The organism is Bradyrhizobium sp. DOA9 (assembly GCF_000617845.2).
Taxonomy (GTDB): domain Bacteria; phylum Pseudomonadota; class Alphaproteobacteria; order Rhizobiales; family Xanthobacteraceae; genus Bradyrhizobium.
Map to the genome: position 1 here is coordinate 3,111,794 of NZ_DF820425.1, position 17,961 is coordinate 3,129,754.

The window sequence follows — 17,961 nt, forward strand, 5'->3', positions numbered from 1 at the left end:
GGCAGCCACCCGCATCACGGCACTACCCGCCAGACCGCAGGCGGGCCGTGCTGACGGCAATCTGATCATGGACAAGGTTGTCGATCTCCCGTGCGTAGACGAGTTCCAGAGCACGCACGACCGCGAAATCGCGCATCGCCTTCGCGAACGCTCCGGCAGAGAGATTTCGTACCGCCATCCACGCAACGAAATCTTCCTCCGTCTCGAGCCCGAAGCCCCGGCGGAAATCCTCGGAGGTCGCCGCGATGTCGGCGTCCGTGATCCGGATGCCGGCGCGCTCCGCATCGCGGCAGGCGAGGATCCGCAGCAAGGCCTTCTTGCGGACGACAGCGAGTGTCTCTCCGCACTCGGTGAGCGTACCGTCGTCACCTGCCTTGATCCCGCCGCTGGCTGTCTGTTCCGCGCTCATCGCGATGGTGCTTCCTGCGTGACGACATCGTGCCCGAGATCGGTAACCACGTCCAGCAAGCGCTGCCGAACGAGCGTCACCACGAGCGCATTGAGCTCGGCACGCATCTGACTGGTGGCACCGACACCTGCGAGGTCGGAGAGGATTTCCGGCCCCGGTCGATAGCGCGGGTCCTCGCCCAGCCTTCGAAACGACAGGGGATCGAGCGACACGCTGTTGCGCCGCGATGTCACGACGCACTTGTCCTCTCCCCGCTCGATGAGCGCGGCACGGTTCCAGGCAAGCCGATAGCGTGAACCATCGGGACGATCGGGTACACCGACGCGGTGCGGGAAACGGGTGCCGTAATATCGATCGGCATAGATCAACGACCATTCCTCCTGCGCCGGCCATACCACCGGCGGCCATGCGTGATAGCTGGCGAAACGCTTGCTGATTGCGGCGCTGGCTTCGCCGAGCAGCTCGGCAATCTCGGCGCGCGTCAGTCCCCTGGTATTCTCCCAATTCGTCCCGACGCCGAACAGGAAGTCGCGATCCTCGACCGGCGCGTCGATGCGGATGCCGTATTTGTCGGCCTCGGAGAAATATGGAGTGTCCGTCAGGATCTCCAGCTCATGGATATCGAAGGTGTTGCCGGGGTCGTCGAACAGATCGGTGTGCTCGGCAAAGAAGTCGATCGTGCGGCGCGCGCTGTCGTGGTCCTCGCCAGGGAACCCGATCATCGAGAACACATGGAAACGGATGCCGGCATCACGGCAGTTGTTCAGGACTGTCGCCGCATTCTCGACGCGAATTCCCTTCTGCATGCCGTCGAGCGTCCGCTGATCCGCCGATTCCAGGCCGAAATAGAGTCGACGCAGCCCCACGGCTGCCAGCTTGCTGCAGAGCTGAGGGGTGAAGCCGGGCTCGAGCCGAGCATATCCGGAGAATGCAAGATTGGGTCTGCCGACCGACACCAGCGCGTCGGCGATCCTGTCGAGAACCCGGGGTGGCAGTGCCTCGTCCGCGAGCAGAAAATGCCGGCAGCCGTATCTGCTCGCGAGTGCATCGATATCCGAGGCCAGCCGTTCGGCAGGGCGGGTACGGTAGCGCTTGGGCGAGACGCGGTTGATGAAGGGAATGTCGCAAAACGTGCACTCGTCGTGATAGCAGCCCTTGCCCACCATGACCGGCAGGACGAGGTGAGGGCTCAGATAGCTGCCGAGCGGCATGCCATCGAAATCCGGCGTTGCCAGGGTGGCGTAGTTCTCGATGTGCAGCTTCGTCGCGCGAACCTTCTGCTGGTCCATGTAAAGCAGGTTCGGGACCCTCTCCAGTTCATGAGCTCCCTGAAGCTGGTTGACGAGCTCGAGCAACGCCGTCTCGCCCTCGCGAATGACGACCGCATCGGCGAATTGCGTGAAGAATTCCGGCAGGTGCGGCAACCGGTGCGATACCTTCGCGATTGCGGTGCCGCCGAGCACCACCCGGAATCCCCTGCGGCGCAGCTGCCTCGCCAGCGAAAGTCCAGGCATGATCTGCCAGCGCAGCGTGAGCGAAATGCCGATGAGATCGAAATTGCCGGCGTCGAGCCTGCGAAAGACATCGGCGTCCCAGTGCCCCTGAAACAGGTTCGCTGTCGGGTCGGCTGTCATCTGGAGCAGGTCCGAGAACCTGCTTGGGTCGATACCCTCCACGTCGTAGCGCAGGATTTCGGTCTGGTAGCGGATATTGCGCTCGGACGCGAGCGAGACCAGATCCAGGCAATTGTAGAGCCGTTCACGTGCTTGGTTCAGCAGGACGGGGTCGCAGAACTGCGCCGGATCGCGGATTGTCCTCAGCGCCGCCGGAATCGTCTCGGCCAGTTCGGGAGCGCGGCCTGCGGTCCGCTCGAGCAGGGGACGCTGGCTCGCGTCCGAGCGGGCGGCCCTGCGCGCCACCCGTTCTCCCGCTTCGAGCAGCCGTTCTGGCCGCAGCAAATCGAGCACGCCCTCGATGTCGAGATCGAAAAGCGAAACGTGAACGCCAGCGGTGCGCAGGGCCGCCGCGAGTGCCGGCAGGGGAAGCCTCGGAGCTCTCGGGTCCCCTCCGGGAGGATAGATGAGAGCCACACGGAACATGGTCAGACCAGGTGTGCTGTCAAGGGATCGACGTTCGCCGGCCCGCGCCTTCGCGAACTGCGTAGAAAATCTCGCTCCGTCCGATGTTGCCCTGCGTCACGGCCTGCAATGGCCGCAACAACAAAACGCTCGCGAAGCTCTCAAACCTCGTCGAGGAAAAGAGCTTCGCGAACTGGCACGCTCATATGCTGCGACCAGCCGATTGCGGCCCGGATGCTGCCTACCAGGGGCACATCACGGTCGATGTCGCGACCTTGCCGAGATCAAATTTCGGAGAGGCAATCGCTGCGGTCGAGATGTTGGTCGAGAGATGGACATGGCTTGCGGTCGGGAATCTGACACCGCCAGCGACAGCATTCAGGTCGTCGATGCTCAGTTCTGCGTCCTTCGCCTGGCCCTTGCTGTTCGCGGCGACTTCCTGCCTCAGCTTCTGGACATCCTCTTCGGGCATCTTGGCCTGCGCGAGGATTTCGGGACGAAGGTAGTAAACGTTGCCCGCGTCGTCTGTAATGAACAAGCCGTTGGGTTTCTCATCAGCCATGTCGCATTCTCCTTGCAACTCACAAATAGAAATCCCCATGCGAAGGCTAATCCAACCTTTTCGGATTGGCAATATGAACGCATGTGATGCGTGTGTGACCTGCAAGTAACCCGGAATGTGATGTGTGACGAAGATCATCGACATGCAAGCGAACTCGGCACTCGCAGCGCAGCATCGATCTCCGCCGGTCACGCACGCGGGTGTCGATGGACAGAAAAATTCCGATGCAGTAGCCTTTTGAAGTGGTCCTGGGGAGAAGCGATAGACTCGCGCCTTCTGTTGTCAGCGCAGCTGACCCGGCCGGGATGTCGAAACCAGGAGCACGCCGGATTTGAGCGGTTCTGTTCGACGCAATTTTTCACAATTTGATGGGAGACAGGTGATGCGTGTTGCCGAGACCATCGACAGGCTGAAGGATCACCTCAACCGGTGCGTGCGCATCTCCAACGTCCTGGCGATGTGGACGATCACGACACCGGAAGCGGAGTTGAAGACGGTTTTTGGCCGGCACCTGCATTGGGCCGTTCAGGCGGCAGAGCGCCTGCGGGCGCGGCTCGCCGAACTGGCCGTCGATGTCGATCCGCGCAAGCTTCCCGTACAATCAGCAGCTGACGACTTGAAGGCGTGCGAGGACGCACTGACCACGCCCGACAAGATCCGCGCGCTCTATCAGCGAGCGCTGCCGAACTTGCAGGCGTCGATGGCGGACCACGCACGGCGTACCGGTGCGATCGCGGACGAGCCGACCATTCGGATCCTGGACGATCTCGTCGCCGGCATTGCGGTCGCGACGTCCGAGGCCCACAGGGCCTTCGAGGGCGTGTGCCGGACGTTCCCGAACATCGAGCGTGAATCATCTGCGGCAGAGGGGCATCTGCCGCCCCGCATTCCGTTCCGCCCCGCGCGTGACAGGCGCTTCTCGGAAACCGCCGCCGATCCGAACCTCACTGACACGGTCAAGCTGCTGCATGTGTTCTATACCGACCTCGAACTGTCGACGATCGAGGCGTGCAGCCGGATGATCCTCGAGTTTCCCGCCATGCCGTGGCAGTTCGTCATCGACATGGCGCGGCAGTGCTGGGACGAAGCGAGGCACGCGGAGGCGTTCCGGACGCGGTTGCTCGAACTCGGTGGTCATCTCGGCGCTTACGCGGTCTCCTATGCGCTCTGGGAAATGGGCGCGGACGAACCCGTCGATGTCAGCCTCGCCGTGCAGCAGCGTGTGGGCGAATGGATCGGCGTGGACGGCGCGATCTGGCAGGCGCAGCAGCTGAGGTTCGGCGGAGACGAGGCGACCAGTCTGCTGTTCGATTACGTCACGCTCGACGAAATCACGCATGTCGCATTCGGCAACAAATGGCTGCGTGCGATAGCCGGCAGCGAGGCGAGGCTGAAGCAGGTCCATGATCTGGCGCTGGACAAACGTTCCGCCTGCGGCAAGTCCGTGAGCGGGCCGCTGACGTTCCCGTACAACGACTGGGCCTGTGAGCGGGGCGGTTACACCGAGGCAGAGCGCGATGAATTGCGGGCCCGCTTCCTGAAGTATGGCAGCCAGTTCAAGAGCCTCGAGACGCAGCCCGAGCCGGATCGGGTCGCCATCGGCGGAAGATGACGGACAGAGCCGCGCGAAGGTTCTGTTTCAGACGGGAGGCACCGCTGAAGGCCAGAACCTGTCCGGATCCAACGCGAGCCGGCCGAAGCGAGGCCGGAACAGGGTTGGGCTGAAATAGCTGGTGATCTGGTCCCCGTGCACGCCGCCGATGCTCCGCCGGAAGCCGACATAGGTGTGGAGGCCGTCCGACTCCGCCTCGCGGCCAGCCAGCAGCGCATCGGCGACTCGCCGGTATTCGTCGGCCTGCAGGCCCGCCTCCGTCAGCAGCGCGGCGATCCGCTCCGCAGCCACCTTGTCGCTCGCCGCATAGGGGTAGAGCGGCAGATACAGCGTCATTGCCGATGGCCCGGCGCGGTCTCCCGCATTCAGGTGATAACAGGTCATTGCCGGACGCTCCCGCAGGGCATCGGCGGAACGACAGACAATGCGGCAGGCGTCGGCAAAGCCGAGCCCGCCGGCGATCCCGATCCGCTCGGCCCGGCGATCGAATTCGGCCGGCACAGCTCGAAAATGTCGAACATAGATCTTCACCCGCGCCATCGAGGCCGGCACGAGATCGACCGCAAGATGTGTGATCACGTCGCCGCCGAGCGCTTCGAGAAGCGAGCCCGAGACCTGGCCGAATCCCAGCCGCTCGAGCGCGGCGGCAATCAGGTCGCGGCTGGCGGTCCGGCCGCGCGCCGCGGGATTGAAATAGACCTTGCACAGTGGTGCCGCGCTTCCACGCCAGTCGACGGCATGCCACATCGCAAACAGGGCGGCCGCGTCGGTTGGCCTGAAAAGATCCGCGAGCGCCTCGACGGGCGCGAGATCGACGCCGCGAATGCCGGCGAACTGCTCGCAAAGCCGCTCGCCGGCGGCCCAGTAGGTCTGCGGGGATGGCGGATCCGCCTGCGCCTCGATCAGGAAGCGGATCCGGGTGCCCTTGGCATCGAATGACGTCGAAAGCTCCATGGGCGTGCAGTCGTCGGTCATCCCGGACCAGCGGGGCGGGACCGGCAGCCGCAGGAGTCCTGCCGAGGTGCACAGGGCGGTGAAGAGCGTGATGATGCCGTCCTGCTGGTCGATCCGGCCGGTCGCAGTGCAGATGCGGCGCAGCTGCTCCCGAGCGATGTGGACGGCTTCGACAAGGTCACCCATCGGCTCTCGCTCACATGCGTGGCACGTCCGCGCCGCGACGTTCATCTGTCTGTGGGGGGGCATGCACCACCGCCGGCCCTTGCCGCAGACGGGAGGGCTGATCGGTCAGCGCGATCTGCAGCAAATTCGCCCGGATCAGCTCGTCGATCATTCGCCGCATCCTGGGCCGCGCCTCATCCCCGGTCCCCGAGAGGTTGAGCGCAATGCACTCGGCGAGGAACTCCCGTGCCAGCCGCGGCTGTCCCGAGCCGAGCAGACGGTAGGCGCGTTCCGAGAGAGTTACGACCTTCGACCGTGACGACACGCGGATTCTCGGGCCGTCGTGATCGACCAGGACGTCGGGACACCACGCCAGCGAGAACGGCGATGGATCATCGTCATCGGGGAGCGTGGTCCGGAACGGGAAATCGCGGCCGGCATAGTGGTCGGCATAGAGCACCGCGAACTCCTCGAACCCGGGCCACAGATGCAGGTCGGCGTTGTGGAAGCGGGAATAGATCCGGCGCAGAGCCGCGCCATACTCGCCGACCAGGCGGATGACGTCCTCGCCCGCAAGGCCGCGCGTGTTCGACCAGTCGAGGCGGACGCCGATGACGAAGTCCTTGTCGATTGCGGCCTGGGGAATCTCCACGCCGAGCTGTGCCGCCTTGGCGAAATATTCGGTGCGCAGTTCGAGGCCGAACGGATGGATGTCGAAGCTGTTGCCGGGATGGTTGATGATGTCCGCATTGTCCTCGAAGAACCGCAGCGTGTTGCGTGCGCTCCGCTCGGTCTCCTCGGGGAAGCCGATGATCGAAAAGATGTGGAACAGGATGCCGGCGTCACGGCAATGCTGCAGCACCGGACGCACGTGCTCGATCCTGATACCCTTCGCCATGTGGTCGAGGGTGGCCTGATCGCCGGATTCAAGTCCGAAGAACAGCTTGCGCATGCCCATTCGGGAGAGCTTCTCGCACAGCGAGGCCGTGAAACCTGGTTCGAGCCTGGCATAGCCGGTGAAGGAGAGCCGGCGAGCGGCATGGGGCGCGAGCGCGTCGGCCAGCCTGTCCAGCAGCCGCGGCGGCAGCGCCTCGTCGGTGATCTCGAAATGGTGGCAGTCGAAGCGCTCGTTCAGGGCGAGGACGTCCTGCGCGATCTTCTCGGGGCTTCGGACCCGGTAGCGTTTCTTCGCCACGCTGTTGATGAAGGGAATGTCGCAGAACTTGCACTCGTTGAAATAGCACCCCTTGCCGGTGAGGATGGGCAGCACCGGTGCCGGCGTGAGATAGTCCCGGAGCGGAAAGTCGGAGAAATCGGGGACCGGAAGCCGGTCGATGTCCTCGACGTGGGTGCGTCCGAGGCGCACCCGGCCGGCATGCACATGGAGAAAGTTGGGCACGCGCGCGAAGTCCCGGCCAGCTTCGAGTTGTGCGACCAGTTCGAGGATCGCAGTTTCCCCCTCATAGACCATGACCCCGTCGGCAAAATGCGCGAAGAACTCGGGCAGCTGCATGAGCTTCGTCACGAACTTGCTGAACACCGTGCCGCCCAGCACCACGAACAGGCCGCGCTCCCGCAGCCGCCGCGCCAACGTGAGTCCCGGAATGATCTGCTGCCGGTTCACGATCGAAATGCCGACCAGCCCCGGCTGGTCCGCCGCGATCGAGGGCAGCAGCTCCGTTTCCCAGAAACGATCAAACAGATTGCTGGGGCGATCCGCCGTGACGGCGATCAGGTCCGGCAGGCTTTGTTCGTCGATGCCGTCCACGTCGTAGCGGATCGGACAGAGGCTGTAGTGAACCGGCCGCCCTGCGGCCGCACCGGCGAGGTCGAGCCCGTCCTGCAGGGTCGCGCGGGCGTGGCGGAACAGATGGGCATCGTAGAAGTCGGTGCGATCGCGCAGGATCGCGAAGGCGCGGGGAATGCTCTCCGTCAGGGCCTCGCCGCGACGAAGCAGGCCCGACAGGGTCGCTGCGTCCATGCTCTCCGGCCGGTGACGCACGAGTGTCTTCAGATTCGCCGCGACCGCGTCCGGACGCAGCAGGGCCATGAGCCCGCCGATGTCGGCGTCGATCAGCCGGGTTGGAATCCCCGCGCCGCGCAGCACCGCGGCAAGATATGGCAGCCCGAGATGCGGAGCCCTTGGATCAGTCGCCGGCGGAAAGATCAGAGTTACTTGCATGTGCGAAAATCCGCCCATCGCTTGACCGCTTCACAGGCGGGGCTGGAGCGATCTCAGGATCGCCTGTGTGCTCTCGATGAACTGCTTCGCCTGGCGCGCCTTGTCGGCCGAGAGCGGACTGCGCGCGCACTGGTCGGAGAGGTCGGCGAGACGCCGGCGCTCGGTCTCGAGAATCTTCAGGGCGTTGTCGACGGCGAACCGGACCACGCCGCGAAGGGAATTGTCGTCGTCGAAATCCTTCAGCTGGCTCTCGATGGTGATCAGGTACTCGTAGCTCTGCAGTTCGCCGGCGATCTGGGTCAGGCTGCGCAGCGTCGACCGGATGCACTCGCCATCGGTCTGCGAGAGATCGGGGCGCCGCGAGATCATCGTGATGTCGGTCATCACGTCGGTTGAGAGCTGTTTGATCGAGGAGATCCGCTCGAGGTCGGCCTCGGTGAGCACGCGGGCATGCGCGGCATGCTGCAACACAGCAAGCGAGAACAGGCACGCCGTCACCGCAGCGGCCGCCCGGGCCGCGGGCCTCGTTCTCGTTCGACGGACGAAGATGCCGGTGCAGGACATTTCGATGGACCGTGTGACGAACTCGCCGGCGCGAGTATAGGCGAGGGGGCGTTGTCGCACCAGTGTCCGTCGGGCGTCGCAGTCCGGCACAGCTGCGACCGGAATTTGACGCTGGTCAGCACGGTCCGGCTTCCTGTATAGTTTTGCGGCCGGTTTGGGGAGCGGGTCAGTTTCCAGCTGTGCCGATCTGCTTTCGACATCTCGGCGTCAAGGACGCGACGGCAGAGCGGGACGCTTTATGAGCGAGCCAAACAAGACCTTTCGCGCAGTCGCCCTCGAACGTGCGACCTCCCTCGAACAGCTCGATCATCTCGTCACCATCACGCGGCCGTTCGACTGGATCGTCGCCGCGGTCATCCTGCTCACGGTCGGTACTGCGGTGACATGGGGCTTCTTCGGGCGCCTGCCGACGCGGGCGCAGGCCGAGGGCATCTTCGTGAGCAGCGAAGGCCGCGTCGTCGACGCGGTGTCCGGCGCCGCGGGCCGGCTGGCATCGATCGAAGTGGCCGTTGGCGATCGAGTCACGAAGGGACAGGTGATTGCGAAAGTCAGCCAGACGGAAATCGAGCAGCGCTATCGCGACGCGATGGAGGTCCGGCGCGAGCGTGAAAGCGAGCACGAGACGCTGAAGGTCAAGACCGCGGCCGAGCTCGAGCTGAAGACCCGCAACTTCGCCAAGCTGGAAGAGGCGTTCGTCCAGATCATCCTGGCGACCGACCAGCGGATCGCCTATCTCACCAGCGATCTCGCCAATCTCGAAGGGCTGCTCAGCAAGGGGTACACGACGCGGCGCAACGTCGAGGAGCGGCGCCGCGAACTGAGCGATGCGCAGCAACGCAAGGAAGACACCCAGAACGAGATCCTCAAGCTCAAGGCGCAGAAGACCGACCTCGAAACGCAGCGGCAGCGCGAGATCGAGCAGTCCCAGTACCGGGTCAATGAAGCGCGCCGGCTGGTCGAGAAGCTCGTCAGCGATCTCGGGCGCGAGACCGCCGTGGGCAGTCCCATCGCGGGACGGGTGCTCGAGATAAAGGTGTCGCCCGGTTCGGTGCTGAACGTCGGAACGCCGGTCGTCGTGGTGGAGACCGAGGGCTCCGCGCTCGACGCGATCCTTTATGTCCCCGCCGACAAGGGCAAGAGCGTCAAGCCCGGCATGGAGGTCCGTCTCGAGCCGCGCACCGTCAAGCGCGAGGAGTTCGGGACGATGGTCGGCACGGTCCAGTCGATTTCGGACTTCCCGATGACGCCGCAGGGCATGGCCGCCGTGCTCCACAATGACAGCCTGGTCACGCAGTTCTCCAAGAACGGTGCGCCCTACGCGGCGACTGTGCGCTTGAAGCGGGACCCCAGCACGGTGAGCGGATATCACTGGGCGGTCGGCAAGGGACCGGAGATCCGGCTGAGCAGCGGAACGCTGACCAAGGCCGAGATCACGACGCGCGAACGACGTCCGGTCGAATTGATCGTTCCCATGTTGAAGCGGCTGACAGGTATTTCCTGATAAGGCATTTGTCGATGAGATCGTCTGGCTGATGTTCCCAAGCATGAGACGCTGGTTCGGCCGTGGACCCATCAGGCGGACCCCCACCATTCTGCAGATGGAGGCGGTGGAGTGCGGCGCGGCCGCTCTGGCAATGGTGCTCGCCCATTACGGCGCCTGGATTCCCCTCGAACAGCTCCGCGTTGCATGCGGCGTGTCGCGCGACGGAAGCAAGGCCAGCAACATCGTCAAGGCGGCGCTCAAGCTTGGCCTTGCGGCAAAGGGCTTCCGCAAGGAGCTCTCGACCTTGCCCGAACTGCCGATGCCGTGCATCATCCACTGGAACTTCAACCATTTCGTGGTGCTCGAGGGCATCGACGGCGATCGCGTCTCGATCAACGACCCCGCGGTCGGCCGCCGCCTCGTCGATCTCGCCGAGCTCGACCGCTGCTTCACCGGCGTCGCGCTGGCGATGGAGCCGACCGCGGCCTTTCAGAGGATCGGGAGCAAGCCGAAGGGGTTCCGGCTGCTGCTGCGCGAGTTGAAGGGCTCGCGCGGGCCGCTGGCGCTGGTGATCACGGTCAGCCTTGCCCTGATCGTTCCGGGCATCGTGATTCCCGGCTTCTCGAAGATCTTCGTCGACGAGATCCTGATCCAGAATAACGAGAGCTGGCTCAAGCCGCTGCTGATCGGAATGGCGGCCACGGCCGCCATCCGGGCGCTGGTTGCGGGCTTGCAGCAATCTCTGCTGCTGAGGCTGCAGACCAAGCTTGCGGTCGTGATGATCAGCCGGTTTCTCGCGCATGTGATCGCGCTGCCGATGGACTTCTTCGCCCAGCGCCATGCCGGTGACATCGCAACCCGGGTTGCCACCAACGAGCAGATCTCGCGGCTGCTCTCCGAAGGTGTCGTCACCAATGCCCTGAGCCTGGTTTCGCTCGTGTTCTTCGGCATGGCCATGGCGGCCTATGACACGCTGCTGACCGCCATCGTCGTGGTCTCCGCCATCATCAACCTGGCGGCACTGAAATTCATCGGCCAGCGGCGCGAGGACATTTCGAGCAGCCTTGCCATGGAGCGTGGCAAGCTCGTTGCCAGCACCATTGGTGCGGTCCGCACGATCGAGACGCTGAAGGCCTCCGGGCTGGAGGACGAGGCCTTCGCCAGCTGGGCCGGCATCCAGGCGAAGACGCTGAATGCCGATCAGAGACTCGGCCTCTCGTCCAACTTGCTGGACATGCTGCCGACCCTACTGTCGGGCCTGACGGTCGCCGCCGTGCTCGGAATCGGCGGCCTGCGCGTGATCGAGGGCTCGCTCACGCTGGGCGGGCTGGTTGCGTTCCAGTCGCTCATGGCGAGCTTCTCCGCACCGATCACCAATCTCGTCAACCAGATCGGCAGCCTGCAGACGATCAAGGGCGGATTGCAGCGGCTCGAGGACGTCTACAATTATCCGCTCGAGCCGGAGCCCAAGGCGAGCGCCCCGGAGCTGCCTGCGAAGCTGACCGGCCGCGTCGAGCTCCGGGACATCGTCTTCGGCTATTCCATCCTCGAGCCGCCGCTGATTTCGGGGCTTTCGATCACGGTCGAGCCCGGCCGGCGGGTCGCGCTGGTCGGCCCGTCCGGCAGCGGCAAGTCGACCCTGGGCCGGCTGATCTGCGGCCTTTACAAACCTTGGGCGGGCGAGATCCGCATCGATGGGCGAACCCTACCCGAGATTTCCCGCGACGTGTTCGCCAATTCGGTCGCCTATGTCGACCAGGACATTTTCCTCTTCGAGGGCACGGCGCGCGAGAACCTGACGCTGTGGGACTCCACCGTGGCAGAGCCGGAGATCTCGCAGGCCCTGAAGGACGCGGCCATTCACGAGGAGATCGCGACCCGCATCGGCAATTACGATTGCTATGTCAATGAAGGCGGGACCAATTTCAGCGGCGGACAGCGTCAGCGCATCGAGATCGCCCGCGCGCTGGTGGTCAATCCCTCGGTCGTGGTGCTGGACGAGGCCACGGCGGCGCTGGATCCGATCACCGAAAAATCGATCGACGATCAGCTTCGCCGCCGTGGCTGCACTTGCATCATCATCGCCCATCGCCTCAGCACGATCCGTGACTGCGACGAGATCATAGTGCTTCAGCAGGGCCGCTTGGTTGAGCGGGGCACGCATGAGCAGCTGATGGCGATCGATGGTGCCTACAGCCAGCTGGTGGCGCAGCAATGAACGAGGAAGCCCCCGCCACGCTGCAGATGCGCGATGCAGTCCCGTTGCCGGCTGCGGACGAGGGGGCCCGCATGATCCTTGACAGCCGGCACCCGGTGGCGCTCGACCGGCGCGGCCGCGTCCTGCAGGTGATGTCCGGGCATGTCGACGTGTTTGCGATCGGTACCGTCGGGGACGAGCAGACCACGCCGCGGCAGCATCTATTCAGGATCGAGCAGGGCTCGATTCTGGCGGATGTCCTTCTGGGCGAAGATCCGAACCTGCGCATGGTCGCGGTCGGGAGCGCGGGCGCGGAAGTTGCAGTTACGAGCTACGCCGGATGCTCCGACGAGACGTTGCGGAGCTGGATGATCAGGTTGTCGCGGCTGATTGCGGGGCCTCATCCCAGCTGGGACATGCTGGAGGCGAGCACGCTTCTTGCGGTCGAGATGAAGGACGGCGAGAGGCGGCGAGGTCCGGCCCGCAGCGTGCTGTTCCTGTCGGTTGCGGTCGGGAGTGCGCGCCTGATGGGACAGGAACCGACCTTTCGGCCGGGCAGTCCGCCGGTGCCGCTATCGTCCGGGATGTGGGTCGAAGCGGGCGCGGACTCATGCACGCTGGTCAATGCCGGCGACCCCGCAGGTCCCGAACTGCATGCGGTGCTGGACCGCTTTCATCAGGCTGCCGCGGCCTGCCTGCGCGAGCAGTTGCACGAGGCGCCGCGTCTCGAGGCCCAGCGGCTGGAGCGGCGCCAGGAACTGACCCGCTCGCGGGCTGCCGAGCTGGTTGACCGGCTGTCGGCCATCATCGTCCGTCCGTCCACACCGGTCGACGCTGCATCCGCCAATCTTTCCGAGGATCCGCTGCTGGCAGCCTGCGCCGCTGCGACGCAGGAGCTGAAGGTGCAGATCCAACCGCCACCGGGCCGGTCGAGCCGGGACCGGACCTATGATGACGTGGTCGAGATCGCACGTGCATCCCGCCTGAGGGTACGCCGGACCCAGCTGCGCCGCGACTGGTGGCTGCAGGATGCAGGTCCCATGGTGGGCTGGTTCGGAGCGTCGCGCGACCCGGTGGCGCTGCTGTGGAGCAGGGGCCGCTACGTCATGGTCGGACCGGAGCCCGAGAGCCGGCGCGTCGTCGAGCGCGCCCTGGCGCCGGAGCTCGACCCGGAGGCTGCAAGCTTCTATCCGACCCTGCCGGCTTCCAAATTGAATCTCCGGGACCTGCTGGTATTCTCGCTGCGCTTCGTCCGCGGCGACATCATGCGCATCGCGATCGCCGTGACGGTGATTGGATTGCTCTCGCTGGTCACCCCGTTGATCACGCAGGCGCTCGTCAGCTCCGTGATCCCGCGGACCGAAATTGACCAGCTGACGTTCTGCGCCATCGCGCTCGCCGTCACCGCGATCGCGGGAGCCGGTCTGCAGGCGATGGAGGGAATGGCGATGCTCCGCCTCGAAGGCCGCATCGACTGGCGGCTGCAGGCGGCGGTGATCGACAGGCTGCTGAAACTGCCGGCCTCCCTGTTCCGGGAATACACGGTCGGTGATTTCGTCAGTCGCGCGCTGGGCATCGACGCGGTGCGGCGGATCCTGACCGGCCAGACGCTGCGCAGCCTGCTCGCCGGTCTGTTCGCCTGGTTCAGCGTCGTCCTGATGCTCGTCTATGATGCCCGTTTGGCGCTGATCGGTCTGGCGCTGCTTCTGGTCAGGGCGATCGCGATCATCGGCACCAGCGCGCTGCGCATCTATCACGAAACGCGGCAGTACAACCTGCAGGGCAAGGTCGAAGGATTCGTGCTGCAGATCCTCGCCAGCATCGGCAAGCTGCGCGTCGCCGCAGCAGGCGTCCGCGCGATGGCGGTGTGGTCGCGGCAGTTCGCGGTGCAGAAGCGGCACTTCATCGCGTCGCAGCGCGCGGCAAATGCGCTGTCGCTGTTTGAAGGCTCCTATCCGACGATCGCCACGCTCGTTCTGTTCGCCTATGCCGCCTTCGCCAAGAGCACGCTGCTGCAGGATTTCGGCGCCTTTCTTGCGTTCCTGGCGGCGTTCGGCCAGGCCATGGCCGGCGTCGGCATGTGGGCCAGCGGCGTCAGCGCCTCTCTCGTCGCCATTCCGCACATTACGCGGATCCGGCCGCTGGTCACCGCGGAGGCCGAGGTGGCCGATGACCGCAAGCCGCCCGGGGCACTGTCGGGTGCGGTCGAGTTCTCCCGCGTGACCTTCCGCTACATCGCGCACGGCCCGCCGGTGATCGACAATGTGACGCTGAGGATCGCGCCCGGCGAATATGTTGCGATCGTTGGGCCCTCCGGGAGCGGTAAATCCAGCCTGTTCCGTCTCCTGCTCGGTTTCGAGAAGCCGGAATCGGGCGCCATTTTCTTCGATGGCAAGGCGCTCGACACGCTCGATGTCGGTGCGGTGCGCCGGCAGCTGGGCGTGGTGCTGCAGAATGGACGTCTCGCCACCGGCAGCATCTTCGAGAACATCTGCGGCGGCCAGCCGCTGCCGCTCGAGCAGGCCTGGGCGGCCGCAAGAATGGCCGGGCTGGACGCCGACATCAAGAACATGCCGATGGGGATGCACACCGCCATCGCCGAAGGCGTCAACACGCTGTCGGGCGGACAGCGCCAGCGCATCATGATCGCCCGCGCGGTCGCGCGTCGGCCGCGCATCCTGCTGTTCGACGAGGCCACGAGTTCGCTCGACAACCGCTCGCAGGCGATTGTCAGCGATGCGCTCGGAGCGCTCAACGTGACGCGCATCGTCATCGCGCACCGGCTCAGCACGGTCCGTCAAGCCGATCGCATCATCGTGCTGAGCGAAGGCAAGGTGATGCAGAGCGGCACCTTCGCGGAGCTGAGCGAGGCGAAGGGCCTGTTTGCCGACTTCGCGCGCCGGCAGATGCTTTGAACTCGGAGGCCTGACGGTCGGGGGTGATCATGCGCAAGGTACTCTACATTTTCGGCCTTCTGACCGACGCAGACATCGGCTGGCTGGGCATGAACGGTAGCTGCCGCCGGATCAGGAGCGGAGAAGTCCTGATCCAGGAAGGGAAGCAGACGGATTCGCTGATCCTGCTGCTCGAGGGCGAGGTCCAGGTTTCGGCGCGGGGGCACGGCGACATCGCCCGGATGAGCGTTGGCGAGATCATGGGCGAGGTGTCGCTGGTCGACTCGGCACCGCCGTCGGCCACGATAGCCGTCGTGGCCGACGGGATGGCGCTGTTCATCGACAAGACCCTGCTGCTCGACAAGCTCGATCAGGACGAAGGCTTCGCGGCGCGCTTCTATCGCGCGCTCGCCATCTTCCTCGCGGACCGGCTGCGTGCGACACGGCAGCCGACCACCGACCGCCTGATCGACCTTGCCGGCATTTCCCGCGACGAGCTCGACATGGGAATCATGGAGCGCGTCGCTGACGCCGGCGAGCGCTTCAACCGGCTGCTCCACGCCCTGGGCGTCCAGCAAGGCGGCTGAGGGCGCTCTCACGTCCCGGTGCAGTGGCCGACGGCAGTCCGATCGCCTTCGGCACACCGACGGCGAGGTCCGCCGGACCGCGCTTGATCCGGATCAAGCTGCCGTTGAGCGAGCCCCGCTAACATGCAACTTGCGTAACTCGGCCCACGGTTACGTTGCCAAGTCGCCGCCGAGATCCAATCCCCCGCATCTCGGCGGCTCCTTTCTTCGATGATTCAATCGCGCCGCGGGGACCGTGGGAATGAGCCGATGCGCACCTATTACTTCGATATCAGGGACGGCGTGCCCGTCCGGGACAAGGCGGGTCTGGAGCTTGCTAGTGACGGCGCCGCCATCGCCCATAGCAAGGGCCTTGCCGACAAGGTGCGAAAAGAGAAGCCGAAGGGGCATCCCGAGCTTCAGGTCGTCGTCATCGACGAGAGCGGCCGTGAAGTTCACCGCGAGCCGGTCTATCCAGGCGCACCACGGTGAAGACGCCGTCTCGCACGCTGCCGGCCTCTTCAGCGATTTGAACCGCGATCCTTCAACGGCTGGAAAATCTGATTGGCGGGTGGTTGCCCGCTGGTCGGAACGGCGATGGCAATGAAGCCGCGGCCCATCGACGAGTGACAGGCGTTGCAGCCCTCGGTCAGCACGCGCATGGAAGCGACGAACTTGCGCTCATCTCCCGCCGCGATCGCGTCGGCGATCGAGAGCAGCGGCTCCTTCATCGTGGTCACGTTGCTGACGGGGATCGCCGGATAGTAGATGGCCGCTTCGGCCAGGCTATTCGTCAGCTGCCGCAGTTCGTATGCCGCCAGGTCCCAGTTCTTCGCCTTGCCTGCATACCAGAGCTTGAGATGTTCAAGCTGTGCCATGCTCATGACCTCGACGAGCCGGGGCGCCTCCTGTTTCGCGCTCGCGGAAGGTGGAAAGTCCGACTGAGCAATCGCGGACGTCATCGTAGCGGCCGACGTGGCGAGAATCGCGCACCATTTCTTCAGCGTCATCCGAGCATTCCCAGTGGATCGCACCCTTTACTATCAGGGGTGCGATTCATGGCTTTGCGCTGAATCAAGCTTTGGCGTTCCCGCCGCGAAGTGAAACGGGCCTGCGGGATGCCCGAACGTCGATCTCGAAATTGCTCCCTTGCGGCGAAGCGCCCAAGGAAGCGCACGAGGATGCTCGCAAGCGAGATCAGTTCAGCCTGCCAAGGAGCCTTCGGATGATCTTCCGCAAGTTCTCGGCGTACTCGTCGACCACCTGACGCCTCTCGGGCGATGGCGGCAGCTGACGGTCGTCATCCTGGTCGGGCGACCGGCTATCCGTCCTGGATCTCCCGCGCATGATGGAGGCGATCGGCTTTGTCACTTTCACGGGAATTCTGACCTTTGATGCACGACGCGGCGTCGTTCAGGCTAGGTGCCAATTCCATCGTCGGCCTTCACACAAGTTAAGCCGCCGAGCCGGCCGATCTGCACGGCTCGTCACCGACGCGTGGCGCCGCAGCACAATCCTGCAAATCGAGCTAGGTGCACGAGGCGCCCGGATCGCACTTCGGGCAGCAGCCGTCGGCCGCTGCGCCGAGCTGACGGCCGAGCTCGACCCTGAGAGCCTCCCTGTCCCATTCCGTGCCGTCGCATCTGACGATTCGCTTCGCACGCTCGAAGGCGTGACTCTCGGCGGCGTCATCGCCGATGCGGATGATCACGTCCCAATGGAACGGGCAGGCTGTCGTCGCGCGGGTCGTCTCCAGTGCGTAGCGCACGACCTCGGTGAGGTCGTCGGTCTGAATGTCGGCAAGCATGTTGGTTCTCCTGATCGGCGTCCTCCCTTGTCAGACCATGCGCCGGCTTCGACGAAAATCGGCCCCGGGCTCCATGGGAGCGCCGAGGCCGATTGTTCGCCTGGCTCTTCCATCCAGGGTCTGAACTCGTCCAGCAAACCCGCGCTGCCGATTTTGGTTCCATCGAACTCTCCGGCGGAGCCGCTCTTGCGGCCTGCTCCATGCTCGCGGTCTTCTGCGCTCATCCGTGAAAGCGGCGCCGGCAGGGGTTCGAATCCGGACGTCGCTCACGCCGGCAAAGGAACCTTGAAAAAGCATTCCCGATGCCGAGACCAGCCTATAGCCGGCGTCACAAAGATGTCTTGATCCAGCTCAAAGGAGGCGCTGGCGGTTCGACCAAGCGCTTTGCGATCGGCAATCCGCCCACAAGCGCTGCGCGATATCTCGGCCGCTTCCCGCGTGAGTACGTTCAGGACATCTGCGTAAGTACTGCCCCGCAATTTCAACCT

14 protein-coding genes are annotated in these 17,961 nt (G+C 64.8%); 6 read left to right on the forward strand and 8 right to left on the reverse strand.

The window, feature by feature from the left end:
* Positions 1 to 22: 22 nt before the first annotated feature.
* The 3 genes from BDOA9_RS14530 to BDOA9_RS14540 form a co-directional block, all read right to left on the reverse strand.
* On the reverse strand, positions 23 to 409 hold the full coding sequence (locus BDOA9_RS14530) for a hypothetical protein (protein ID WP_042336074.1): 387 nt from the start codon (positions 407 to 409) through the stop codon (positions 23 to 25).
* Positions 406 to 2,508 (reverse strand): B12-binding domain-containing radical SAM protein, encoded by a 2,103-nt coding sequence (locus tag BDOA9_RS14535; protein WP_025034671.1) that lies wholly within the window; start codon positions 2,506 to 2,508, stop codon positions 406 to 408. Before BDOA9_RS14535 ends, BDOA9_RS14530 begins: the two co-directional genes overlap by 4 nt.
* Positions 2,509 to 2,728: 220 nt before the next feature.
* Complete coding sequence (locus tag BDOA9_RS14540; protein ID WP_152033287.1) at positions 2,729 to 3,193, reverse strand: hypothetical protein; 465 nt, start codon at positions 3,191 to 3,193, stop codon at positions 2,729 to 2,731.
* Positions 3,194 to 3,431: 238 nt separating this feature from the next.
* Here BDOA9_RS14540 and BDOA9_RS14545 point away from each other — a divergent pair, with 238 nt between their 5' ends.
* On the forward strand, positions 3,432 to 4,661 hold the full coding sequence (locus BDOA9_RS14545) for a DUF455 family protein (RefSeq protein ID WP_025034673.1): 1,230 nt from the start codon (positions 3,432 to 3,434) through the stop codon (positions 4,659 to 4,661).
* 27 nt (positions 4,662 to 4,688) lie between these two features.
* Here the strand turns inward: BDOA9_RS14545 and BDOA9_RS14550 are convergent, their stop codons facing one another.
* Genes BDOA9_RS14550 through BDOA9_RS14560 form a run of 3 tightly spaced genes read right to left on the reverse strand, consistent with a single transcriptional unit; the run spans position 4,689 to position 8,586 of the window.
* On the reverse strand, positions 4,689 to 5,801 hold the full coding sequence (locus BDOA9_RS14550) for a tryptophan dimethylallyltransferase family protein (RefSeq protein ID WP_025034674.1): 1,113 nt from the start codon (positions 5,799 to 5,801) through the stop codon (positions 4,689 to 4,691).
* Positions 5,802 to 5,811: 10 nt separating this feature from the next.
* Positions 5,812 to 7,962, reverse strand: a complete 2,151-nt coding sequence (locus tag BDOA9_RS14555) for a B12-binding domain-containing radical SAM protein (RefSeq protein WP_025034675.1) — start codon at positions 7,960 to 7,962, stop codon at positions 5,812 to 5,814.
* A 30-nt stretch (positions 7,963 to 7,992) separates the two neighbouring features.
* The gene (locus BDOA9_RS14560; RefSeq protein WP_152033288.1) at positions 7,993 to 8,586 is read right to left on the reverse strand and encodes a hypothetical protein; all 594 of its coding nucleotides are present in this window, start codon (positions 8,584 to 8,586) and stop codon (positions 7,993 to 7,995) included.
* 178 nt (positions 8,587 to 8,764) lie between these two features.
* On the opposite strand from BDOA9_RS14560, the gene BDOA9_RS14565 reads away from it, so the two are divergent.
* From BDOA9_RS14565 to BDOA9_RS14585, 5 genes are all read left to right on the forward strand, one after another.
* Positions 8,765 to 10,027 (forward strand): NHLP bacteriocin system secretion protein, encoded by a 1,263-nt coding sequence (locus tag BDOA9_RS14565; protein ID WP_025034677.1) that lies wholly within the window; start codon positions 8,765 to 8,767, stop codon positions 10,025 to 10,027.
* A 43-nt stretch (positions 10,028 to 10,070) separates the two neighbouring features.
* Positions 10,071 to 12,227 carry an NHLP family bacteriocin export ABC transporter peptidase/permease/ATPase subunit gene (locus BDOA9_RS14570; RefSeq protein ID WP_244521478.1) on the forward strand — a complete coding sequence of 719 codons (2,157 nt, stop codon included), beginning with the start codon at positions 10,071 to 10,073 and terminating at the stop codon, positions 12,225 to 12,227.
* A complete protein-coding gene (locus BDOA9_RS14575; RefSeq protein ID WP_025034679.1) occupies positions 12,224 to 15,121 on the forward strand; it encodes an NHLP bacteriocin export ABC transporter permease/ATPase subunit in 2,898 nt (965 codons plus the stop codon). The genes BDOA9_RS14570 and BDOA9_RS14575 overlap by 4 nt, the downstream gene beginning before the upstream one ends.
* 29 nt (positions 15,122 to 15,150) lie before the next feature.
* Positions 15,151 to 15,687, forward strand: a complete 537-nt coding sequence (locus BDOA9_RS14580) for a cyclic nucleotide-binding domain-containing protein (RefSeq protein ID WP_025034680.1) — start codon at positions 15,151 to 15,153, stop codon at positions 15,685 to 15,687.
* Positions 15,688 to 15,936: 249 nt separating this feature from the next.
* The gene (locus BDOA9_RS14585) at positions 15,937 to 16,158 is read left to right on the forward strand and encodes a DUF6894 family protein (protein WP_025034681.1); all 222 of its coding nucleotides are present in this window, start codon (positions 15,937 to 15,939) and stop codon (positions 16,156 to 16,158) included.
* A gap of 29 nt (positions 16,159 to 16,187) precedes the next feature.
* Here BDOA9_RS14585 and BDOA9_RS14590 read toward each other — a convergent pair whose 3' ends face one another.
* Both BDOA9_RS14590 and BDOA9_RS14600 read right to left on the reverse strand, forming a co-directional pair.
* Positions 16,188 to 16,676 carry a hypothetical protein gene (locus BDOA9_RS14590; RefSeq protein ID WP_025034682.1) on the reverse strand — a complete coding sequence of 163 codons (489 nt, stop codon included), beginning with the start codon at positions 16,674 to 16,676 and terminating at the stop codon, positions 16,188 to 16,190.
* 518 nt (positions 16,677 to 17,194) lie between these two features.
* Positions 17,195 to 17,473 carry a hypothetical protein gene (locus tag BDOA9_RS14600; protein ID WP_025034684.1) on the reverse strand — a complete coding sequence of 93 codons (279 nt, stop codon included), beginning with the start codon at positions 17,471 to 17,473 and terminating at the stop codon, positions 17,195 to 17,197.
* Positions 17,474 to 17,961 lie beyond the last annotated feature (488 nt).